General features: G+C 56.8%; 15 protein-coding genes. 3 read left to right on the top strand and 12 right to left on the bottom strand.

What is annotated here, in order from left to right:
• The first annotated feature begins 439 nt into the window (after positions 1 to 439).
• Positions 440 to 1390 (top strand): hypothetical protein, encoded by a 951-nt coding sequence (locus tag CYB_RS05645; protein WP_071818154.1) that lies wholly within the window; start codon positions 440 to 442, stop codon positions 1388 to 1390.
• Between the two features lie 221 nt (positions 1391 to 1611).
• Here the strand turns inward: CYB_RS05645 and CYB_RS05640 are convergent, their stop codons facing one another.
• Entirely contained in the window at positions 1612 to 2199 is a 588-nt protein-coding gene (locus CYB_RS05640) for a hypothetical protein (protein WP_238376927.1), read from the bottom strand.
• A gap of 300 nt (positions 2200 to 2499) precedes the next feature.
• Between CYB_RS05640 and CYB_RS05635 the strand changes: the two genes are divergently transcribed.
• Positions 2500 to 3441: a tetratricopeptide repeat protein gene (locus CYB_RS05635; RefSeq protein ID WP_011432815.1), complete on the top strand. Its 942-nt coding sequence runs from the start codon at positions 2500 to 2502 to the stop codon at positions 3439 to 3441.
• 47 nt (positions 3442 to 3488) lie between these two features.
• On the opposite strand, the gene CYB_RS05630 is transcribed toward CYB_RS05635, so the two are convergent.
• The 3 genes from CYB_RS05630 to selD form a co-directional block, all read right to left on the bottom strand.
• Positions 3489 to 4625 (bottom strand): ABC transporter permease, encoded by a 1137-nt coding sequence (locus CYB_RS05630; protein WP_041436389.1) that lies wholly within the window; start codon positions 4623 to 4625, stop codon positions 3489 to 3491.
• A gap of 142 nt (positions 4626 to 4767) precedes the next feature.
• Entirely contained in the window at positions 4768 to 5265 is a 498-nt protein-coding gene (locus tag CYB_RS05625) for a hypothetical protein (RefSeq protein WP_011432813.1), read from the bottom strand.
• A 143-nt stretch (positions 5266 to 5408) separates the two neighbouring features.
• Positions 5409 to 6476, bottom strand: a complete 1068-nt coding sequence (gene selD, locus CYB_RS05620; protein ID WP_011432812.1) for a selenide, water dikinase SelD — start codon at positions 6474 to 6476, stop codon at positions 5409 to 5411.
• Positions 6477 to 6593: 117 nt separating this feature from the next.
• Between selD and CYB_RS05615 the strand changes: the two genes are divergently transcribed.
• Positions 6594 to 10091, top strand: coding sequence for a DNA polymerase III subunit alpha (locus CYB_RS05615; RefSeq protein ID WP_011432811.1), 3498 nt, complete (start codon positions 6594 to 6596; stop codon positions 10089 to 10091).
• Positions 10092 to 10128: 37 nt separating this feature from the next.
• On the opposite strand, the gene CYB_RS05610 is transcribed toward CYB_RS05615, so the two are convergent.
• The 8 genes from CYB_RS05610 to CYB_RS05575 all read right to left on the bottom strand — a co-directional run bounded on the left by CYB_RS05610 (position 10129) and on the right by CYB_RS05575 (position 15852).
• The gene (locus CYB_RS05610) at positions 10129 to 10389 is read right to left on the bottom strand and encodes a glutaredoxin family protein (protein ID WP_011432810.1); all 261 of its coding nucleotides are present in this window, start codon (positions 10387 to 10389) and stop codon (positions 10129 to 10131) included.
• 9 nt (positions 10390 to 10398) lie between these two features.
• A complete protein-coding gene (locus CYB_RS05605) occupies positions 10399 to 11226 on the bottom strand; it encodes a carbon-nitrogen hydrolase family protein (protein WP_011432809.1) in 828 nt (275 codons plus the stop codon).
• 40 nt (positions 11227 to 11266) lie between these two features.
• Positions 11267 to 11488 (bottom strand): DUF2839 domain-containing protein, encoded by a 222-nt coding sequence (locus CYB_RS05600; RefSeq protein WP_011432808.1) that lies wholly within the window; start codon positions 11486 to 11488, stop codon positions 11267 to 11269.
• A gap of 133 nt (positions 11489 to 11621) precedes the next feature.
• On the bottom strand, positions 11622 to 12377 hold the full coding sequence (locus CYB_RS05595) for an anti-sigma factor domain-containing protein (protein ID WP_011432807.1): 756 nt from the start codon (positions 12375 to 12377) through the stop codon (positions 11622 to 11624).
• Positions 12374 to 12955 carry a sigma-70 family RNA polymerase sigma factor gene (locus CYB_RS05590; RefSeq protein WP_011432806.1) on the bottom strand — a complete coding sequence of 194 codons (582 nt, stop codon included), beginning with the start codon at positions 12953 to 12955 and terminating at the stop codon, positions 12374 to 12376. Before CYB_RS05590 ends, CYB_RS05595 begins: the two co-directional genes overlap by 4 nt.
• A gap of 298 nt (positions 12956 to 13253) precedes the next feature.
• A complete protein-coding gene (locus tag CYB_RS05585; protein WP_238376926.1) occupies positions 13254 to 13967 on the bottom strand; it encodes a DUF4394 domain-containing protein in 714 nt (237 codons plus the stop codon).
• A gap of 341 nt (positions 13968 to 14308) precedes the next feature.
• Positions 14309 to 15091, bottom strand: a complete 783-nt coding sequence (locus CYB_RS05580; RefSeq protein ID WP_011432804.1) for an ABC transporter permease — start codon at positions 15089 to 15091, stop codon at positions 14309 to 14311.
• Positions 15092 to 15108: 17 nt separating this feature from the next.
• Positions 15109 to 15852, bottom strand: a complete 744-nt coding sequence (locus tag CYB_RS05575; RefSeq protein WP_011432803.1) for a class I SAM-dependent methyltransferase — start codon at positions 15850 to 15852, stop codon at positions 15109 to 15111.
• Positions 15853 to 15874: the final 22 nt, after the last annotated feature.

Genomic DNA, 15874 nt, shown 5'->3' with positions numbered 1-15874 from the left:
CGTCTTTGTCTGGCCCGGTCGGGATCTCTGGGGACATGGTGCCACTGTTTCGATCGACAAATCCTAGCACTGTTGTCGAGAAAAGCAGCTCGGCTTGGCCCCATCACGAAGATTTTGGATATTTTGGTGGAGAGGATACGAGGCTGATACATTTACGCTGAACACTGCTGAACATCACTGTTCAACTATGCAGCGATAGCATTCTGTTTGTTTCCAACCAGAATGGCGGTATCCCGCAAAGCTTTGAGTAGAATACCCAAAGCGCAGTTTCCGTGTCGTCTTACTACCAATTTTCTGCTTTGCTTTGGCTACCATGTTGGCAGACTCGAAAGTAAACAGAAAGATCAACTGGTAGTAATCCGTACTGAACATATTATACATTATTTTCAGTATAGTTGAGCTTATTATTGACTAGAGTCATGCTCTCCCGGTGGTCTCTATGCTGAAATCGCTGCCTGCTCGCCCATTGTCCTGCTTTCTTGTAGCCGGCCTGCTGTTGGCAGGGGGCGTTGCGTTTTTGGCCCCCCGTTGGTTCCCGGCTCTGGCCAACGAACAGGCTGTTCCTGAGGCCGAACTGGCGCTTCGGCCCCTCTTGCCTCCGGGATCCCGGATCCTCAGCTCGCGGCGATTGAGCGACACAGAAGCGGAAATTTGGGTGGAGTCTCGGGGGGGAACCAGCCCTGTGATCATGCGGCTGAATGCTGCAGGGACTTGGGAACAGGATATGAGCGCCACCTTGGCCCGCGGAGCCAGCCAGATGCAAGCTCTCGCCCGGCAACAAACGGTGAACTTGCCTGCCGGTTTTGGCCAGACCGCCCCCGATCAACCCCCGCCGCCGGTGCCCTCCCTTCTGCAGTCCCTCCCCCGGCTCCTCAGGCCCCTCCCCGATCAACCCCCGCCGCCGGTGCCCTCCCTTCTGCAGGCTACCCAAGCTGCCTCTAGCCTGATCCCGCCAGTGGATCGAGAGCAGGAAACCCAGCGGGCCTTGAGTGGGGCTGGCCGTGTGGATCCCTTTGTGCCTCAAAACGTGCGTGCTCCTGAACCGCAGATTGTCCTGCCGCCCCTGCCTCCACCTCCGGTTTTGCCCCCTCCTGGCGACGGCAATGGAGCGCCTGTAGCAGTGGCCACCCCGATCCCAACGCCTACCCCCGACCCGGCTGCCTTTGCCCGCAGTGTACAGGTTTCCGGGATGATACAGATCGGCGGCGAGTCCTTTGCTCTGGTTTCTGGCCCAGGTGTCATTCCCGCTGTGGTGCAGGCCGGGCAAAACTACCAAACCGCCAAGGTGGCCGGAGTATCGGTGCCAGAGCGACGGGTTGTGCTCTCGGAAGGGGGAGAAACGGTCGTGAAGCAAATGGAAGACACCAGCGTGATTGTAGGTGCGCCCTAGCTTCAGCAGCAGCAAGACACCGACGGTAGAACGGGCTTATTCCAAGTAGCAGCCAACTAGCAGTAAAACAGTTGGCTGGCTTGATTCCCAACTCCCCCTTCCAGAGGGGCCGGGGGCAAGGGTCAGAGGCTACTTGAACGGGCTCGGAACAACCCTAGTTGGAAGATAGGAGTTGCCAGATCTCCAGATCCCGAGATCTTGGCGGCAAGGCCGAGAAGACTTCAAAAGCGGGGTTCGCTGCTGAGGCGGGAGGGCTGCTGTTTTAGGTAGCGCAAAAACTCCCGCAGCTCGGCGTCGCTGAGTTGGTGGCGAGATTTCTTCTGAAAGCGACGTTCCAAAAACTCTTGTCCTTCCTTGCGGCCCCAGCCAATGCGCTGCATCTCCACATCCGTTTGGGCAATGATGTCCGATAGGTCATCCCCATAGGCCGCCGGCTCACTTAGACCGGGCAGCTCTGGGGAACTTGGCTTTGCAGGGATCCCTATCGACTCGGGGGCTGGAGAAGCAGGGGAAGACTGAGCGTGTCCGTTGGCCAACTCAGGAGTTGGCAGATAAGGCACCCTGGCGGCAGCAGAATCCATGCCCAAACTCAAAGAGGAAGTGGGGCGACCAAATCCTGCGTGGTGGAGGGCGCGCTTCAAGGCAGCATCTTCCGCCTCTTCGACGGTGTTCGAGCCAGCCATGCCACTGCCCAAAACCGTGTTGTTCACCACCACCTGGGCTCTGACAATGTAGATCCCTTCTTCCACACGCAACAGATCGGTGAGCAAACTGCCCATAGGGTACCGCTCTCGAAACTGTTGAATCATGTTTGCGCCGGAACCTGTCGCTGCTCGAGGCTTGATCACAAGCTAGCTTGAAAGTCAACCTCACATCCAGATCTCAATGTCTTAATAATCAGTAATAATCAAATTGTCCTCTCAAATTGTCGGATCAATATCGGCAAAGAAGTCTGCCACCCAATTCCAGAGAGACCCTTCTAGGCAAGCAACGTTCAGCTTGGCAAGGGTATGCTAAGGCCAAGGGATCCAGTCGCAAAGGTTGCCCCAGGTGGCTGGCTAGGGAGAACTGATCTATCATCGGCGCACAGCGAGGCATGACGGAAACCTATGGCTAGCGATACGACCGGGGCCAGCTCAGCGAGTTTGGGACGGGCAGCCATTCGAGAGCGCAACTACGGCACTGCTTTGCAGTTGCTCCGGCGAGCTTATCGTGCGGATCCCAGCCCAGAGAATGCCCGTTGGCTGGCCACTGCCTATGAAGAAGCGGGGTACCTGCAATTGGCCGCTCTGTACCGAGAATTGGCCCAAGAGCGCAGGGAGACTCCCAAAGCGATTCAATTTCAGGCCCCCAAACCTCCCAGCACCCTTGAGGAGCTGAAGCAGCCATCTCCTGAACCGCCGGATCGCAAGACCATTCCCTTGCCGCAGCCGATCCCACGCCCAACCCCACCCGCATCTCCTCCGGATCAGCCAATTTGGGTTTACAAGCCCACCCCCATCGATCCCAAAAGCATCAGCCGCCAAGCGCCCCTTCGACCTCAAGCTGCAGAGCCTGCCCCTTCCCCTCAACCATCGGCGGAGAGGGACGACTATCTGCCGGTTCAGCACGCCCCGGATTTGAAAAACCCGCAGCAGGGATCCCCCTTTGTGCGGCGACTGAACCAACTGCATCGCCAGTTTAAGGATCAGCCCACAGCGGAACTGGCGCTACAACTGGCCGAAGCCTACGACGAGCAAAAGAACTTTAAAGAGGCCCAGCGCTACTACCGAGAGGTTTTGGATCTGGATGACTCTTGGCTGTTACGACCGATGGTGCAAGAGCGCCTAGAAGAGCTGCGGCAACTGCAGGAGCCAACAGCCGAACAGAATCCTTGGGCAGATCTCTCAGCCCAAAACTTGCTCAAGCTGGGAGAAAAGTTGGAACGGGAAGGGGAAGTGGCTCGTGCCGAGCAAGTTTACCGGCAGATCCTGAAAATGGATGCCACCCTGGATGTCCATGCTAAGGCTCGCAAGGGTCTAAACCGGCTCTATCCCGACGGAAAGCGGTGATTTGCAGGCCACTCCATTCCCTTCACTCGGCGCAATGGGGAAGCAGCTCACCCTTCCCGAGGATCGAGGGCGTCCCGCAAACCATCCCCCAGCAGGTTAAAGGATAGAGAGGTCAGCACCACCATCAGCGTTGGGGCCAGCACCAGCCAGGGTTGTAGGATGATCACCGAAGCGTTGGTGGCCAGCGAGAGCATGTTGCCCCAAGAGGCATCCGGCTGTTGGATCCCCAACCCAATGAGGCTCAGCACCGACTCTGCCGCAATGTAGCCGGGCACCGCCAAGGTTGCCGAGATCACCACATAAGTGGCTGTCTGGGGCAAAATATGCCGCACCAGCAGGTACAGGGATCCAGCCCCGGCTACCCGCGCTGCCTGCACAAAGTCCCGCTCTCGCAAGGACAGCACCTGCCCACGAATCACCCTGGCTAGGCCCGCCCAACCCACAAAAGAGAGGATCACCACAATCACCAAGAAGCGCTCGGCATTGCTGAAGGGCACCCCGGTCAGCGGATTCACCTGCAACACCGCTGCCAGCGACACCAGCAGATACAGCGTCGGAATCGACATCAACACCTCTGCCAAGCGCATCAGGAGCGTATCCACCCAGCCCCCAAGGTAGCCGGATATGGCCCCCACCAGCAGACCAATGGGGAAAGAGATGCCAATGCCCACCAAGCCGATAAACAGGCTGACGCGCCCGCCATAGACCAAGCGACTGAAATAGTCCCGACCTTGATCATCGGTGCCCAGCAGGTGTAGCCGTGCCACAGAGGGCTCTTCGCCGATTGGGGATCCCACCTGTCCCTCTTCTGCAACAGGCCGCAGCGGGACGGTGCCAAACAGATGCCGATTGGAGGGGATCAACCCCAACCAACGGTAGGGAGTACCGGCCACAAACAAGCGGATCCCGGCTGGACGGCTGGTATCCACCAAGAGCGGGCGTTCTCCCGTTTCCAGATCCACTGGCCCCTGGCGGGTTGGATAAACGTGGGGCCCAATCCAAGCGCCCGATTCATCCCAAAAGTGAATGGCGGTGGGCGGCAGAAGGGATCCCCCCGGTTGAGATTCCAGTGGGCTGTAGGGGGCAACGAACTCGGCAAAAATGGCGCAGGCGTAGAAAACAAGGAGAATGTAAGCTCCTACTTGGGCCCATCGGTTTTGGCGAAGCCGTTTCCACCACTGCATGAGGCAAAGATTCCAGTCGAGTCCAGTTGAACCAAATGCCAGCAGTGTAGCTGATCGTGTCTTGTTCCAGTTGCAGAGAGGGCTGCAAGGTGTCACCGATTCATGCTGGCAGGACGAGTCCCTTCCCCAGTCCAAGACAAGCTCAGCCTGCCAAGGAATAGCTGGGGCTGTAGAGGGCCGTCATCTCCATCCGCACCGCAGCAATCGTCTGGGGCAGCACCCCCACCAGCCGTGCCAAAATGTCATCGGGCAATTGGCTAACCAAATCCGCAGAGAAAAATTCCTCTAAGCTAAAGAGCAAAACCCGCGCCCGCTGGGCCGGCAAAGGATTGTCGGTGATTTGCTGTAGCCAACGCATCCAGTGCAGCCGCTTGGCATAGGCACTTTGCCGCTCTTGGTGGTCTTGCGGATGCAGCAAAACCACATCCCCAATGGGGACAACGCCGCCGGACTCCACATCCAAGGGCCCCCCAACAGCAGCACCCGGCCCGGCAAACTCAGCATGAAACGTCTTGCAGATGATCAGGGCGTTGTGCCGCTGGGGATCCACCATCAGCAATTGCCCACTGCTGAGGGTTCGAATCAGCTGGCCAGGCTCAACTCGCTGAACCAGACTACGGCTGGGGGGAAGCTCGCTCATAGATCTCAGGATATCCTAACCTTCCCTTGCCTTACATGGTATCTTTAACTTTCTCAGAGCTGCTTGACGCAATCTTCATACTGAGCCCTCTATCGAGACTTTGCATGAGACTTTGCATGGTGAGTATTGCCAGAGGGTCTTCTTCAGGCTGCCGCTGGGCTGAGGCTGATCTTGCCGGTAACATGGATTCTGGTGTCTCCAGCTTGGCATCGGCCGATGCGACGGGCGTAGGGGTAGCCGGCACTGTGCAGCTCTTGCAAGAGGTCTGAGGTGTAGCCGGGATCCACCGCCACCAGCAAGCCCCCGCTGGTTTGGGGATCTGCCAGCAGCAGTTGCTGCCACTCGGGCAGGGATTCTGCCTGTACCCCCTCATAGCCCTGCCAATTGCGACGAGCCGCCCCTGGAAAGATCCCCGCCTCTGCCAGCGAGAGCGCTTCTGCCAAAAACGGAATGGAAGCCAGATCCAAACTGGCCCCCACCCCCGAGCCGCGACAGACTTCCAGCAAGTGTCCCACCAGGCCAAACCCTGTTACATCCGTCATGGCGTGAACTTGCGGTCGCTGGGCCAGTTGCGAGCCGATGCGATTCAGCTGGGTCATCACCTGCAAAACTTCCGCGTAGCCTGCCGCACTGAGCTGACCCTTTTTCAGAGCGGTGGTCATCACCCCGATCCCCAGCGGTTTGGTCAGGATCAGATCGTCCCCGGCTTGGGCCGTGGCATTGCGGCGAATGTGGTGTGGATGGGCCAAACCTGCTGCCACCAAGCCGAAGATGGGCTCCGGCGAATCGATGGAGTGCCCCCCTGCCAAAGGGATCCCGGCTTCTTGGCAAACCTGGATCCCTCCGGCCATGATCCCTTGGATGGCCTGCATCGGCAGGGTATTGACCGGCATGCCCAAAACCGCCAAAGCCAGAATGGGAGTGCCCCCCATCGCGTAGACATCGGAAAGGGCATTGGTCGCCGCGATCCGACCAAAATCCACCGGCTCATCCACAATCGGCATGAAGAAGTCGGTGGTCAAAATTAGGGCTTGGTGGTCGTTTAGTTGATAGACAGCCGCATCATCGCTGGTTTCAGCTCCCACCAACAAAGCCGGATTTGGGGATAGCAGGGGCACATCCTTAAGAATTTGTTGCAGCAGGGCCGGGGCAATTTTACAGCCGCAGCCACCGCCGTGGGAGTACTGGGTGAGGCGAATGGGAGCATCCATAGATTCAAGAAAAGGGAAAAAACATCAGCTGACTTTACTGTAGCGGCATCTGCAGGCAGTCGAGAAATGGACACGCTGAGTTAAGGTTAAAGGGATCCCACTATCCGTAGCGTTGCCATGTCTTTTGTTCCTTTGCATCTCCACAGCGAATACAGCCTCTTGGATGGTGCCAGCCAATTGCCGCGTTTGGTCGAGCAGGTGGTGGCTATGGGTTTGCCGGGGCTGGCCCTGACGGATCACGGTGTCATGTATGGGGCATTGGAGCTGGTGAAACTGTGTAAAAGCAAAGGGATTACTCCAATCATCGGCAATGAAATGTATGTAATCAACGGCGATATCCGCGACAAAAGCCGCAAGTACCCCAAGTATCACCAAGTGGTTCTGGCCAAAAATACCCAGGGCTACAAAAACTTAGTGAAGCTAACCACCATTTCTCATCTACACGGCATTCAAGGCAAAGGGATTTTCTCTCGCCCCTGCATTAACAAAGAGTATTTGGTGCAATACAAAGAAGGGTTGATCGTCACCAGCGGCTGCTTGGCAGGAGAAGTGCCTCAAGCTATTTTGCAGCGGCGGCCAGAAATTGCCCGTGAAGTTGCCGCTTGGTACCAAGAGCAGTTTGGGGATGATTATTACATCGAGATTCAGGATCACGGTTATCAAGAAGATCGCTTTGTCAATGTGCAGTTGGTGCGCATCGCCCGCGAATTGGGGATCCCGATCATCCTCACCAACGATAGCCATTTTATTTCCTGCTGGGATGTAGAGGCCCACGATGCGCTGCTCTGCATTCAAACAGGCAAATCCCTTACTGAAAAAAATCGCCTTCGCTACACCGGAACCGAATACCTGAAAAGCCCAGAAGAGATGCGCCGTCTCTGCCGTGACCATTTGGAACAGGAGGTGATTGACGAGGCCATCGCCAACACCCTGAAGGTGCTGGAAAAGATCGAGGGCTATGACCTATTTGGGGAAATGCGCATGCCCGACTACCCGGTTCCACCGGGCCATTCTGCCGATAGCTATCTCACAGAATTGGCCTGGCAGGGGCTGGCGAAGCGCTGCGGTGTTGCTCAGCCGGATCAGATCCCCCAAAACTACCAGGAGCGCCTGCGCTTTGAGCTGAACATCATCCAACAAAAGGGCTTCTCCAGCTATTTCCTGGTGGTCTGGGACTACGTTCGCTATGCCCGCGAGCAGGGGATCCCGGTGGGGCCGGGGCGAGGCTCGGCAGCAGGATCCCTGGTGGCCTATGCCCTACAAATTACCAACATTGACCCGGTTAAATACGGCCTACTGTTTGAGCGATTTCTCAATCCAGAACGTCAATCGATGCCGGATATTGATACGGATTTTTGCATCGAGCGGCGGGGAGAGCTGATCGACTATGTGACCCGCAAATACGGCCAAGAGCGAGTCGCCCAGATCATCACCTTTAACCGCATGACCTCTAAAGCCATTCTCAAAGATGTCGGTCGAGTCTTAGACATTCCCTACTCAGAAGCCGACAAAATGGCGAAATTGATCCCGGTATCCCGAGGCAAGCCCGCAAAATTGGAAGAGATGATTGGCGAGGATACTCCCGCTCCAGAGTTCAAAGAAAAATACGAGAAAGACCCAACCACCCACCGCTGGATCGAGCTGGCACGTTTGTTGGAGGGCACCAACAAAACCTTCGGGGTTCACGCTGCCGGTGTGGTGATTGCTAAGGATCCCTTAGATGAGATCGTGCCTCTGCAGTACAACAATGAAGGCCAAATTATCACCCAGTACTCGATGGAAGATATCGAGTCTTTGGGCTTGCTGAAGATGGACTTTTTGGGTCTGCGCAACCTGACGATGATTCAGCGGGCAGTGGAACTGATCCGAGAACACAATGGCGTCAATATAGATCTGGATAACCTACCCCTAGACGACAAGAAAACCTACCAGCTTTTGGAAAAGGGAGAGCTGGAAGGGATCTTCCAACTGGAATCTTCTGGCATGAAGCAGGTGGTGCGGGAGCTCAAACCTTCCAACCTGGAAGATATTTCTTCAGTATTGGCCTTGTACCGGCCAGGCCCATTGGATACGGGAATGATCCCCGACTTTATCGATCGCAAGCACGGTCGCAAACCGGTAACCTATGCCCACGAACTCCTCAAGCCCATTCTTCAGGATACCTACGGAGCCATCCTCTACCAGGAACAGATCATGCGCATTGCCCAAGACATGGCCGGATACACCTTAGGCCAAGCCGATCTGCTGCGGCGAGCGATGGGGAAAAAGAAAGTCTCCGAGATGGAGAAACACCGCGAGCAATTTGTGCAGGGGGCAGCCAAGCGGGGTGTAAGCCAAGAAGTTGCCACAGAATTGTTTGATCAAATGGTTGCTTTTGCCGAGTATTGCTTCAATAAATCGCATTCTACTGCCTATGGGTTGATTACTTTTCAAACAGCTTACCTCAAGGCCAATTACCCAACGGAATATATGGCAGCCTTGCTCTCTTCTGTGGGGGGAGATCAGGACAAGGTACAGCGCTACATTACCTATTGCTTGTCAATTGGGATCCAAATTCAGCCGCCGGATATCAACCGTTCTGGAATGGACTTTACTCCCCAGGGATCCAGCATTTTGTTTGGTCTGGGGGCAGTGAAGAATGTAGGGGAGGGGGCCATTCAAAACATTTTGGCTGCCCGTCAAGCTGATGGCCCCTTCACCTCTCTGGCGGATTTTTGCCAGCGGGTGGATCTGCGCATTGTTAACCGTCGTGCCCTGGAGGCCCTGATTTGTGCGGGCGCTTTTGATTGTATTTCTGGAAATCGTAAACAACTAATTGCCGATTTGGATCCCATCCTCAGTTGGGCAGCGCAGCGAGCCAAGTCCAAAGCCATCGGCCAAGCCAGCTTGTTCGATTTACTGGGGAGCAGTGGCAGCGCCGGCAATGGATTTGTGGAAGCTCCGCGTGGGCCGGTTACCGAGGATTTTCCACCCCAGGAAAAGTTGAGGCTGGAACGGGAGCTGCTGGGGTTTTATGTCTCGGATCATCCGCTGCGGCGCATTCAGGAGCAAGCGCGGCTGCTGGCCCCTGTAAACCTAGCTGACTTGGGCGGCTGCGCAGCCGATGCCTCTGTGGGCGTTCTCGCCCTGGTGACTGCCATTAAAAATGTCACAACCAAGAAAGGGGATCGCATGGCCATTTTGCAACTGGAAGATCTCACCGGCAGTTGTGAAGCAGTGATCTTCCCCAAAACCTATGAACGTTTGCGCGGTTGCCTGGAGGTGGATCAACGGCTATTGGTTTGGGCCAAAGTGGATCAGCGGGATGAACAGGTGCAACTGATTGTGGAAGATTTACAACCGATTGAATCTGTTAGTTGGGTAACGGTGGAGCTCCCTCTCGACTCTGCTGGGACACTGGAGGATCGATACCGTTTACAGACGCTAATCGCTCGCCAACGCTCGGAAATTAAAGAAGAAAATCGCATTCCTGTCGTGGCTGCCATCACCGCCCATCCCCATACCCTTTGGGTGAGAATGGGATCCCAATTTTGGGTTAACAATGCCCAAGCCGCCGTTGAAGCCCTGCGTCAAGCCGGCTACACCGCCCGCAGCGAATCGCTGCTCTCTCCATAGGCATGGCAGAGAAAGCTCCGGCAGCAGCAGGAGAAATTCAACGGAGCTGTTTCTCAAGCCAAGCCCGCAACTGGCTCACCGTCAGCCGAGGGGAAGGACGTGGCAAAGGTCGCTCGGGATCCCCTGCCAGGGTGAGCACGGGAACTTCCAGTTGGTATTGCTCCCACCAACTCGGGTTGGAGGTGATGTCGCGGACTTCCAGATCACGGATTTCGGGGATCTGCCGCAACTTCTCCACCAAGCTCTCGCAGAGGTGGCAGCCGGGTTTGCTGTAGAGAATCAGGGGGGGCCAAGGCACAGCGGATCCCTAGCGGGTGACGGTGCAGGCCAGCCGACGGTGTTGTAGGGAAGGCATCTGCCGCCTGACCAACTGGAAACGCTCTGGGTTAATTTCAGCAATGGCCACCCCCGGTTTTTCGCCACCCGCATCCGCCAAGATAGTCCCCCAGGGGTCCACGATCATGGCATGGCCGTGACACTGTCGCCGCTCGTAGTGGGTGCCCACCTGGGCGGGGGCTATCACGTAACAGGTGTTCTCAATGGCCCGGCATTGCAGCAAAACCTGCCAGTGATCCCGACCCGTGTAGGCCGTGAAGGCGGCAGGGATGAGCAAAATCTGGGCTCCGCGATCCACCAGGGATCGGTACAGCTCTGGAAAGCGTACGTCGTAGCAGACCGACAAACCGAGGTTCCCCAGTTGCTCTTGCTCGCAGGTGACCACCTCATCTCCGCTGACCACCGTGTTCGACTCGCGGTAGGTATTGCCGTCGGGCAGATTGACATCGAACAGGTGGATTTTGCGATAGCGGGCCAGCTCTTTGCCGTCAGGGCTGTAGAGGGCAGCGGTATTGTAAACTTTGCCCTGCCCGTCCGGCACAGGATACCCTCCTCCCAAAATAAATACTTGGTAACGCTGGGCCATCTTGGCCAAAAACTCCTCCGCCCGCTCCGCAATCTCAGGAGCAAGGCGGGCTTTCTCGGCTTCCGGCCCCATGAAGGCAAAGTTTTCTGGTAGCGTCACCAGCTCGCATCCCTGGCGCACTGCAAAGTCGATCCACTCTTCCGCCTGCTGCAAGTTGCTGGCCAGATCGGGAATGCTGGTCATTTGAATGGCGGCTGCCAGATAAGAGCGCATAGACGGAAACTCCAAAGGATGCTAAAGGGGATCCGGCCGGCTAGCCGACCAGATGCCACCAGCCCAAGGCAGGCCCCACAAATCGGATCACAACCCAAACAATCGCCAGCAGAATAATGCCTGCCCAAGCACCACGGGTTGTCCAATTGTAGATGGCGCGAGCTTGCCCTTTGGTGAGGGGAATGTCTTTGAGGTTGGGAAACACCAGCTCTTGGTCGGGATCTTGGCTGATGCGGGTTTTACGGCGCTTCGCTTCGCCCATGGGGTGGCCTCCAAGTTCTTCGCTGGGGTGGCGACTTTTATCTTAAGGCCTTCTGCCTTGGTCACAAGACTGGGTTGACATCCATCTGCATCACAATCGCCTACTTGTGCCATCGGGCCACGCCAATCCATCCCTAGCCGGAAATCCACAAAGGGGATCCCTGGTGCTCTTGGGGACGATTGCCATCCTCTTCGGTAATGGCCACAGCCCGCACCCATTCTGTAGATTCAAACACCGGCGGTAGGCGCAGCTCCTGTTGGCGATTTCCTGTTTCATCCACCGGAAAAGCTGCCACGAGAACGGCCCCCGCTCTATCGGTGGTAAAGGGCGCCTCCGGTTCCAGCACCACCCACAGGGCATAGACCCGGCCTTCCGGCAAAGGCGGCAACCCTTGGGCCACCAATCGCCCTTGCAGGCGCTGGGGATCCACCTCAAGCTTGACCGAGCCGGCCAGGTTCTCCGCAGTCGGCTGCAATTCATAGGTCAACACCTCGGCAGGGATCCCTTGCGTCTGGGCTAGCTGCAGCCTGCGCCACAGGTAGAGGTTCCCCAGCCCCAAAGCGACGATCAAGCCTGCGGCCACCGCCCCCAAGCCCCGTTGCCAGAGACGGGATCCCTTGGCAATCCAGGCGGGGGTGCGCATCGGTTGGGCTGCCTGCTCCGCATGTGCCTGCAACAGAGAAGCCCGCAGGGCGGGGGGAGGTTGCTTTTCCTCCACGCCGTAGGCTGTCTCCAATGCCTGTTGCAAAGCCTGCAGTTCTCGGTGCAGCTCCGGGCGCAGCTTGAGCAAGGCTTCCAGCCGCTCGGCCTCTTCCGGGGAGAGATCCCCCAGCACGTAGCCCGCCAGCCACAGTTGCAGTTCTTCGGGAGACACAGATTCGGCTTTCATGAGGGGCCTCCCAACAACTCGCGCAGCCGCAGCAGAGCCCGCCGAGCTCTGGCTTTGACCGTTCCCAAAGGCAGATCCAGTTGCTTGGCAATTTCCGTTTGGCTCATGCCTTCGTAATAGGCCATCTTTAAGACTTGCCGTTGACTTTCGGACAACTCGGCCAAGGCCGTTTGCACCTCGGCCACCCGTTCCGCTTGGGCCAACTGCTCCAAGGTGGGATCCGCAGCAGGACTACCCTGCAATTCCACTCTGCCCCGTTCCAGGGGGCGCTGTCGATTCCGCCAAGAGCGCAGCCGATCCAAACAGCGAGAGCGGGCCAAGATGCTCAGGTAGGTGCGCAGGGATCCCCGTCTGGGATCAAAGGAGGAACGAGCCAAGTTCAAAAAAATATCCTGGGTGAGATCTTCGGCTTCGGCAGTACTGCCCAGCATTTTGCAGGCAATTCCGTACACCAAGCCGGCATGTCGGTCGTAGAGAATGGCCAGAGCTTGTGACCGGCCTGCTTTTAGGGCTGCAAACACCTCTGCATCGGTTTTTTCCTGCAGGGATCCCTCAGCTTTGTCACCCTCGATCTTCATGAGTGGGAAGAGGAAACGGGATGGAAAAGAGAAAGAAACTGCAGAGGCACAAGCATCGCCCAGAGTAATCCAAGCAGGGCAGCGGCTCTCATAATTTATCGTCTGCATAGGCGGAGGTCAACCCCGAGCTAAGGGGAGATAGAAGACCCAATCCTGAGCTGGGATCGGACCGGGTCAAGGATCAACAGCAGCAACGATCTCAAAACGATTCCAACAATTGGTTCCAAATCAATGAATCCAAAACATTGATTAATGTTGATTAACCTTGATTTAGATAGGCAAATGGGAATCGGCTTTCCTAGAGGGCGGCCAAGCCAAAGAACGGCCCACCCGGCAGGGTGCCCAGGGATGTGGCCCGACCGGTGTTTAGGTCAATTCGATACAAGGTGGAGCCGCCGATGGCAAAGCCGGTATCCACTCCATCAGCAGTACGGATGTCAAACCCACCCATAGGGCCGAAGTTCACCCCCAGGGGGCCAATGGGCACCTGAACCCCATCGTTGGGGGGATTCTGCAACACCAGCAGGTTCCGTTGCCCGTCGATGTTCAGCAGCCGCGTGGATTGGGCACCCGCCACATTGTTGGTGTAGGCGGCGGCGGTGATGGCCGGCTGGGATCCCCGTAGTTCCATTGGGCCAAAGGCCAAAGGTCTATCTTGGATCACTTCGCCCGTATCCACATTGATGCGGAAGTTCTGGCCATTGGCTCCCACCAAGCGCAGCCGATCCGGAACAGGGTTGAAATCCATGCCAGAAAGCATGCCCGCCGTAAAGGGCGCTGACAGGGTACTGGCTACGGTAGCAGCACTGGTCTGCAAGTTGATGGTGTAAAGGATGCTGGTGTCGGTCAGCCCGTAAAGCAGCCGGTTGGCAGGGCGCACATCGACACCAATGAGGCTGCCGTTCACTCCTGTTACCGTCAGGGATCCCTGCACAAAGGCATCGGCAGAGCGGATGAAAGTGAAGCGATTGCCGCCGCTCAAAGCCACCAAATCCGCTTGGGAAGGCATCATCGAAGACGAAGTGCTGCTGCCACAGCCCAAGAGAGCAAAACTGCCGGCTATCACAGATGCTGCTACAAAGCTTCTGTGTTTGTGCATTGAACAGGCTCCTCAAAAGATCGACAAACCATCAAAACCACTGACAGACAAGCCCCCCTAAACCACAGAGCCTGTGGCTGCAAAGCGCTGCAGTGAAAACTTTTTTGCCCTCAACCCAGAGAACTCTGCGATTCCCTCTGCCTTGTACTGAAGGCAGTTGTTCTCTGCGATGGCAGCGCATGGGGCGCGTCTGTAGAAATTACTCAACTCCTGGAAACTCGGATGCGTGGGATCCAAGCTTTTTGGCCCAGACTTTAACTGGAAGCGCTGGTGTAAAAGCGCAGGGCAAAGCGCCAGAAGAGATGGGATCCCCACAACAGCCCTGCCGCCAGCAGAGCGGATCCCAGCAGCCACGGCCATTGGGCTCGCCCCAGCAGGGTCTCCGCCGGGATGGTGGTCAGGAAAGCCACCGGCACGACGAAGGTGAAAAACACGCGGTAGGCCACCGGATAGGCCACTATCGGAAATCGTCCTGCCTCTACTAGGCCCCGCAGCACCTCGGTGACGTTGTAGATTTTCACAAACCAAATGCTGGTGGCTCCCAACATAAACCAGAGGCTGTAGAGGATGATCAGCCCCAGCAGCAGAGGCAGCAGCCCCAGAGCATAGGCCCAAGCAGGCAAATGGAGCTGGATCCCGGCGTAGAGAATCAGCAACAGGCCAAAGCCGATATCCACCAGGCCCCAGGGGGAAAACACCCTGGCCGACAGCCAAAACTGGCTGCTTATTGGCTTTAGCAAAACAAAATCCAAGGTGCCTTCCTGCACCTGCTGCACAATGCGATTGAGGTTGACGTTAAAGAGACTGGCCGACACCCCCTGCAGAATGGTGAACACCCCCAACACGATGAGGGCTTCCGGCCAACTCCAACCGCCCAGCCAGTGCCCCTGCTGGTAAAACAACGACAGCCCAAACAGAGCGGATCCCAAGCCACCCAGACTGCTGAGGCTGGCAAAGAAAAAATTGGCACGGTACTCCATTTCTGCCGCGATTGAGGTGCTCCAAAACAGCCACAATATCCGCAAATAGCGCAGCACCTTGGTTTTCTCCAATCTCAGCTTTTATCCCACTTGCGGTAACAGCGGGCGGTAATGAAATAGGGGTGAAACACCTCCAAAAAACAGCTTTGCAGCACCTGAAAGAATTGCTCTACCTTTTGCGGGTCGTCCAGGTGAAAAGGAAACTCGCCGTTAAACCCCTTGAAAAAGTACCAGTTGATCAAAAGCTTACCTGACGGCTTGAGCCAGTCGTAAAACTGCCGCAACTGCGCTGCCGGATCCGCCAGATGTTCCACCACATCGAAGCAGATGACCGTGTCAAAAAAGATCTCTTCTGGGAAGTTTTCTGGACAGTGGATGCGCTCAGTTAAGCCCAGCTTTTCCGCCCGCCATTGCACAAACTGCCGATGGATGGGGTTGATATCCCAGAAGATCACCTGATCCACCGCTGCGCAGAGGGCCGCCCCGATAGCATGGGTGCCGATGCCGCCGCCAAAATCCAACACCAACCCGCGGGCATGATCCGCCACCAGGCGTAAGGTATCGCCGATGTAGTCGGTGCTGCTCAGGTGCCAAGCCGCCAAATCCAGCAGATAGGCGGATCTCACCTGATCCCGATAAAACGCATCTGCCCGATCCCAGCCAAAGTCTCGCCGGCCCAACTCCGCCAATTGCTGCTGCCCTGCCCGCAGTTTCTCCCGCAGATCGGCAGCCCCAAGGCCCAGGAAGGATCCCAGATGGGCTTCTAGGTCAAAGGCATTTTGCCAGTAGCCGCTCAGAGCAGGTGGGATGGGGGGCACAGGAGGATTCAGAAGACTGGTT

Source organism: Synechococcus sp. JA-2-3B'a(2-13) (assembly GCF_000013225.1).
GTDB lineage: Bacteria > Cyanobacteriota > Cyanobacteriia > Thermostichales > Thermostichaceae > Thermostichus.
Note: the sequence above shows the minus strand (reverse complement) of the source record. Positions and strands in the feature narration are given on the sequence as shown.

Excerpts from the sequence above, each read along its gene's own strand:
- CYB_RS05645 (WP_071818154.1), top strand. The coding sequence starts at position 440 with ATGCTGAAATCGCTGCCTGCTCGCCCATTGTCCTGCTTTCTTGTAGCC.
- CYB_RS05640 (WP_238376927.1), bottom strand. The coding sequence starts at position 2,199 with ATGATTCAACAGTTTCGAGAGCGGTACCCTATGGGCAGTTTGCTCACC.
- CYB_RS05635 (WP_011432815.1), top strand. The coding sequence starts at position 2,500 with ATGGCTAGCGATACGACCGGGGCCAGCTCAGCGAGTTTGGGACGGGCA.
- CYB_RS05630 (WP_041436389.1), bottom strand. The coding sequence starts at position 4,625 with ATGCAGTGGTGGAAACGGCTTCGCCAAAACCGATGGGCCCAAGTAGGA.
- CYB_RS05625 (WP_011432813.1), bottom strand. The coding sequence starts at position 5,265 with ATGAGCGAGCTTCCCCCCAGCCGTAGTCTGGTTCAGCGAGTTGAGCCT.
- selD (WP_011432812.1), bottom strand. The coding sequence starts at position 6,476 with ATGGATGCTCCCATTCGCCTCACCCAGTACTCCCACGGCGGTGGCTGC.
- CYB_RS05615 (WP_011432811.1), top strand. The coding sequence starts at position 6,594 with ATGTCTTTTGTTCCTTTGCATCTCCACAGCGAATACAGCCTCTTGGAT.
- CYB_RS05605 (WP_011432809.1), bottom strand. The coding sequence starts at position 11,226 with ATGCGCTCTTATCTGGCAGCCGCCATTCAAATGACCAGCATTCCCGAT.
- CYB_RS05600 (WP_011432808.1), bottom strand. The coding sequence starts at position 11,488 with ATGGGCGAAGCGAAGCGCCGTAAAACCCGCATCAGCCAAGATCCCGAC.
- CYB_RS05595 (WP_011432807.1), bottom strand. The coding sequence starts at position 12,377 with ATGAAAGCCGAATCTGTGTCTCCCGAAGAACTGCAACTGTGGCTGGCG.
- CYB_RS05590 (WP_011432806.1), bottom strand. The coding sequence starts at position 12,955 with ATGAAGATCGAGGGTGACAAAGCTGAGGGATCCCTGCAGGAAAAAACC.
- CYB_RS05585 (WP_238376926.1), bottom strand. The coding sequence starts at position 13,967 with ATGATGCCTTCCCAAGCGGATTTGGTGGCTTTGAGCGGCGGCAATCGC.